Source organism: Vibrio sinaloensis DSM 21326 (genome assembly GCF_000189275.1).
Lineage (GTDB): Bacteria > Pseudomonadota > Gammaproteobacteria > Enterobacterales > Vibrionaceae > Vibrio > Vibrio sinaloensis.
In genome coordinates this window covers 1-5,849 of the sequence record NZ_AEVT01000089.1, presented here as the reverse complement: position 1 = coordinate 5,849, position 5,849 = coordinate 1, and the positions used below count along the sequence as shown (strand labels likewise).

Annotated in this window: 5 protein-coding genes and 1 riboswitch; of the genes, 2 read left to right on the top strand and 3 right to left on the bottom strand. The window is 43.8% G+C overall.

The genetic code is table 11. The annotated features are described in order from the left end of the window. Positions 1-386: 386 nt before the first annotated feature. The gene (locus RH45_RS15815; RefSeq protein WP_008078856.1) at positions 387-836 is read left to right on the top strand and encodes an RNA recognition motif domain-containing protein; all 450 of its coding nucleotides are present in this window, start codon (positions 387-389) and stop codon (positions 834-836) included. Here RH45_RS15815 and murI read toward each other — a convergent pair. Genes murI through RH45_RS15800 form a run of 3 tightly spaced genes read right to left on the bottom strand, consistent with a single transcriptional unit; the run spans position 802 to position 4,309 of the window. Further along, a complete protein-coding gene (gene murI / locus RH45_RS15810) occupies positions 802-1,599 on the bottom strand; it encodes a glutamate racemase (RefSeq protein ID WP_174263533.1) in 798 nt (265 codons plus the stop codon). The genes RH45_RS15815 and murI overlap by 35 nt on opposite strands. A gap of 27 nt (positions 1,600-1,626) precedes the next feature. Then, positions 1,627-2,307: a Dph6-related ATP pyrophosphatase gene (locus RH45_RS15805; protein ID WP_008078848.1), complete on the bottom strand. Its 681-nt coding sequence runs from the start codon at positions 2,305-2,307 to the stop codon at positions 1,627-1,629. 49 nt (positions 2,308-2,356) lie between these two features. Continuing rightward, positions 2,357-4,309 (bottom strand): TonB-dependent receptor, encoded by a 1,953-nt coding sequence (locus RH45_RS15800; protein ID WP_008078842.1) that lies wholly within the window; start codon positions 4,307-4,309, stop codon positions 2,357-2,359. A gap of 53 nt (positions 4,310-4,362) precedes the next feature. After that, positions 4,363-4,558: riboswitch (cobalamin riboswitch) on the bottom strand. A gap of 169 nt (positions 4,559-4,727) precedes the next feature. On the opposite strand from RH45_RS15800, the gene trmA reads away from it, so the two are divergent. Then, the gene (trmA, locus tag RH45_RS15795; protein ID WP_008078841.1) at positions 4,728-5,834 is read left to right on the top strand and encodes a tRNA (uridine(54)-C5)-methyltransferase TrmA; all 1,107 of its coding nucleotides are present in this window, start codon (positions 4,728-4,730) and stop codon (positions 5,832-5,834) included. Positions 5,835-5,849: the final 15 nt, after the last annotated feature.

The following is a 5,849-nucleotide window of genomic DNA, read 5'->3' as shown; positions in this document are numbered from 1 at the left end:
TATTGTTAAAGAGCTTTTTCTGACAACGCTTAGGCAAATCGCCTTGTCGTCAGGGGTGCGAATCATACGCTTCCCATTTTGAGAGTCAAGAACTATTTTAACTTTTCTTTTCTCCTACCGAATATCGGATTGTGACTTTCGTCTCATTCCGTGTCGGTGAGGCGGCATTATAGGGAGGTCTGGGAGGATGACAAGTGTTTTTTTGGATTTATTTTCTGACTGCTCAAAAACAAATCAAAACAGTTGATATAGAATAAAATTTCAACATTTGAGACATGTCACATCAATACGTTGGAAAAACAACAACCATATACGTAATATCTCTGTGTCTATTTTGTTAACAATAGATACCGTATTTATTAGTAAACCAATAGTTGTATTCCAATATGAATTCAAACAAATCGACCTTAATGATTGTCGCGGTCGCAATCATAGGTGCAATCCTCTTTTCGCAGGTAGCCCTATCTCCTGCTATTAGTTTTGTGATTGGTGTTTTAGCTTGTGCTTTTGTTTTTAAATTTTCGAACACCACTCCCATCGACGCGCCTCAAAATGACCCTTCTACTAACACTCTTTACGTAGGCAACCTTCCGTACAAAGCGAATGAGTCAAATGTCAAAGAGCTGTTCTCTAAACATGGTGAAGTGTTTGCCGTCCGATTAATGAAGGATAAAAGGACAGGTAAACGACGTGGATTTGGATTCGTCGTTATGGCGGCAGCAGATGCGCCAAAAGCGATTGAAGCTCTAAATGAAAATGAATATATGCAAAGAACGTTAAAAGTCCGTATTGCTAATGACCCTAAATCTTCAGCGGATAGCTCTGAACCGAGCTAAACTCTAAATGAGTTAATGCGCGATTAAGTGCTCCCTCTTCCCAAGGGGGAGCCGTCGAGAAAATCTCTCTCCTGCCTAACCATTCTTGTTTCTCTATCCCCAGTAAAGCTTGTACTCTTCGAGCGATCGCCTTTCCTGAGTCCACCAGCAATACCGACGAACCTAGCACCTGCTGGATCTCTTGTTTAATCAGAGGAAAGTGCGTGCATCCTAGAACCGCGACATCAATGTGCCCACTGATCGGTGCTAATATTTGAGATAACTCTTGCAGGTCTAGGGCTTTTCCTCTGAGCTTTTCCTCTGCCATATCGACTAGACGTGTAGAGCCAAGTAGTTCAACTGGCTTACTTTGAGAAAAGCTGCGGATTAAGTCATGGGTATATTGCCGTGTCACTGTTGCGGGGGTAGCAATTAGCCCAACAGCAATATTTGCCATATTGGATGCAGGTTTAATCGCCGGGACCACTCCAACAATGGGTATGGGTAAACGCTGGCGAAGTGTTGGTAGGACAATAGTACTTGCCGTATTGCACGCTATCACCACTAGATCAATCTCTTGCTCTTTCACCAGTGAGCCAATAAGCGCATCAACCCTATGAATCAAAGTGTCATGCTCTAGCTCCCCGTATGGATACGCTTCATTATCGAAGATATAGGTATAGTTGAGCTGAGGAAGGATGCGAGCAATTTCCTCATATACGGAAAGCCCGCCCACACCTGAGTCAAAGATAAGAACGTTCGCTTGATTCGACACTTGAATGATCCACTAATAGAGATGTGGCAATAATACTCAGATCAGCGGTTTTGGCAATCTCTTGGCGGTATAGCGTTGATAACAAAAACGACCATCGTTATCTTGGTTGCCGAGTTCAATGCCTATTTCCCCACAATAGCTCTTTGTCTTGGTCACTAGAGTATGAAACTCACCATCTTCACCGCAAGGGTCTACACCTTGTGGCAAATCATTTAGGAACTGCTGGTTATACCAACGACCGCAGTAGTGTGAATCCAACGCTTGACTATCAACAGTGACAACCAAGGTCTCTATTCCTCGTTGTAGAATCTCTTGTGCCAGTTGCTGGCTCTCTTCTCCGAGTAGAGGAAAGACGCACTCCCAACCAGCCGGCTCTATATAACTGCGTCGATAGTCCGCAATACCATTACAAAACATGTCGCCAAACGCCACAGCCTCAATAGCCAAGTCACTGCATTGCAAAGCCTCGACTATCAGAGACTGATATATCTCATTAGGTGGAAATATTTCAGGCAGTTCTATTTTGAGCAGTGGGAGCTGTAACAGTTCAGCTTGTAGGTCAAGTACCTCAACGGGCGTTGCCTGAAAAGGAACTTCGTGCCTAACGAAAGTGGTGTATAAGCCAACAACGTTAAAGTCTGGACTCTCATTCAAGCGTTCTAGGGTTAATGTGGAATCTTTACCACTCGACCAACTTATGATGACGTTCTTTGCCATAATCGTTCACTATATAATGAAAAAACCGCCCGAAGGCGGTTTTAAGTATTTAGAATTGGTAGCTTGCTGTCAGGTAGTAAGCGCGCTCATTACCTGAATAGTAGCCTGAAGAATAGCCATCGTAGAATACTGCACTCGCATATTTTTCATTAAACAGGTTATCTGTTCGCATCGTGACTGTCAGATCGGCATATGTGTAGTTAACGGCTAAGTTTACTAGCCAGTATGAATCTAGCTTATCTAATTCGTTACCATTATCACCATTTTGATAGCGCTCACCTGTATAAATAGCATCCGTGTACAGATCGAGACTTTCAGTAATATAGTAGCCAAAGCCAACTTTACCACTGTGTTTTGCTACCCAAGAAACCTCTTTACCCTTGTTAGGCCCATCTGTAAATTCTGCGTCCACATAACTGTACTCAGCAAATAACGACACATCTTCAGAAAGGAAGTATTCACCAGACAATATTGCACCATAACGAGTTGAAGAGTCCGCGTTTACATTAGCTCCTTGGAATGCTCCACCCACAGGGGTCAAACTAGCATCGTTTACGAACACAATTTCATCTTCTAGTTTTAGATGGAAAGCATCAACTCGCAAAGAATAAGCTTCTTCATTCCAATGCCAGCCTAGCTCATTAGACAGACCTGTCTGCGGTTTCAAACCGACAACCCCAGGCGGGGTGTACGATTGCTCAGACACTTTAGCAAATCTAAAATTACTCTCCGTGCGGGCGTAAAGGCGTGCTTTGTCGCTTAGCTGATAGTTTAGAGCCAACTCATAAGCAGTAGCATCATCACTTATGCTCTCTCCATTAGGGTAGAGAGCCTTATCGGTTAAGTCATCAGAAACTTTCGCATAACGAGCACCGGCAGTAAGTCTTAACTTATCAAGTAAGGGATAGGTATACTGCCCATAAACATCAAGCTTCTTCTGCTCCGAATCACGCTCTGTGAAAGAGCTAGTGTAATCGTAATGAGTTTTTGCAGCATCAACACCAAAAAGCAAGTTACTGGATCCGTTAGCAACAGCAATGCTACCCTCCAATTGACCAGTGTAATAAAGCTGGCCACTCTCAGTTTCAGTGGAGCTTCCCCACGCTTTGCCACGGCTGCCTGCATCATCTACTAAAATTTCGTTCTTCAGTAACCAATTACTGTTTAAGTATTGATGATAACCGAGTCTAGCCGCTCGCGTAATCTCGTGGCTAAAGTCCTCTGTGTTCCATTGATTAACTTGCGTAGGGTCATCTTCAAACTGCTCTTTCGTTAGGCTGCCTGCATATTCACGCTCTACATCATAATAAGCTAATTCAACAAACAACTGCTTAGAATCATCTTGGTAGTCAACACGTCCTAACACCGAGCCATTTTTACTCGCATTATGATCACGATAGTTGTCAGAATTATTCTGAGTTGCAGAGAAGCGGTAACTGAACTCATCATTAATTGGCCCGGAAGCGGAGATATTTTGTACTGAAGAATTAAAACTTCCGTAAGAGGTGCTTACACCCACTCGACTTTCTTTCGATGAACGGGTAACAATGTTAATCACACCACCTACAGCTTGATCGCCGTATAGTACACCTGCACTACCAGAAAGAATCTCTATGCTTTCAACATCATCTAGCTGCACAAAGCTTAGATTTGGGGCAACTAGATCTTGAGAATTTAATCGGCGACCATCTAACATGACGAGAGTATTGCTTGATGCTTGCTCGCCGCTAAATCCACGAATTGAAAATGCAGGTCCGCTGTTTGAGTCAGAAACTTGAATACCTGCTCGACCACGCAGCAGTGCTTCCAAAGACTTCGCACCGCTTTGCTCAATTTCATCTCGTGAGATAACAACGACATTAGATGGAATATCGGCAATGGTATTAACATTTTCGCTTCGAGCTAAGATCACCATTGTCTCATCAACAGAGACTTCTTGAGCGAGAGAATATGCAGAGGGAAGCAGCGACGCCACGGCCACCGCTAGAATAGATCGGTTCATTATTGTTGTCCTAAATCGCGTAAATCCTACCGAGCCTGAAGCGTTTGCTTCCAGTGTATGCTCAGTTGCTGGCAGGTATTCGGACTTAAGAGCTGTTAGCCTAATGCCTCGACTTCCCACATAGTTCCTCTATGCAGTGTCTCTTGAGGGGTCGTTCTCTTTTACCGCTGCGCGTCAGTTCTGGAATTTCACCAGATTCCCTTTTCAGCCATCTATACATCTAGACAGCACCAGCTGAGAGCAGATGTTATTCAGCTATTGATACTTTGTCTAGTTAAGATTGCTATAAGCTATAGTTTTTACAGTGGCTTGGTGGAGTGATTACCAAGCAACACTGGACATCAAGCGGGGATTGAATAAAATCTGCGCTCTTAAACAAAATGCACAAAGCATAGGCAATAACCCAAAGGTAATATTCATGGCTACTCTTGATGTAAACCCGCAGCGCTACCAAGAACAACTGGCGGAAAAAGTAGAGCGACTCACTGAGATGTTCTCTCCTTATAACGTACCAGAGTTGGAAGTGTTTGAATCTCCTGAGCAGCATTACCGCATGCGTGCAGAGTTTCGCGTTTGGCATGAAGGTGAAGACCTTTACTACATCATGTTCAACCAAGAAACTCGTGAAAAATACCGCGTTGACCAATTCCCAACAGCGAGCCGTTTAATCAACGATTTAATGCCATTGCTGATGGATGCAATGAAAGATAATGACTCGCTACGCCGCAAGCTTTTCCAAGTCGACTTCCTTTCTACCTTGAGCGGTGAAATTCTAGTGTCACTGCTTTACCATCGCCAACTTGATGACGAGTGGACACAAAACGCAAAAGCACTGAAACAGCGACTGAATGATGAAGGGTTCAATCTCAATATCATCGGCCGTGCACGTAAAATGAAGATTGTTCTGGATCGCGACTATGTCATCGAGAAACTTGATGTGAATGGTCAGTCTTACGTTTACCAGCAGGTTGAAAATAGCTTTACACAGCCGAACGGTAAAGTTGCCGAGAAAATGCTGGAATGGGCGGTCGATTGTACTCAGGATAGCTCAGGCGATCTGCTTGAACTCTACTGTGGTAACGGCAACTTCTCTCTTGCTCTGGCACAAAACTTTGACCGAGTGTTAGCCACAGAGCTTGCTAAGCCTTCTGTAGTGTCAGCGCAATACAACATCGCTGCGAATAAGATTGATAACGTACAGATCTTGCGCCTATCTGCTGAAGAGTTTACACAAGCAATCGAAGGCAAGCGTGAATTCCGTCGCTTACAAGATGCCGGCGTTGACCTAAAGAGCTACAACTGCAACACAATTTTTGTCGATCCGCCACGAGCAGGGATGGATGTTGATACGTGCAAGATGGTTCAAGGATACGAGCGTATTATGTACATTTCGTGCAACCCTGAAACCTTGAAAGACAACTTAGATATCTTGAGTGAAACCCATAAGGTCACTCGCTTTGCGTTGTTTGATCAGTTCCCATTTACCCACCACATGGAAGCGGGAGTTTTACTCGAACGTAAATAATCATCGCCTATAAAA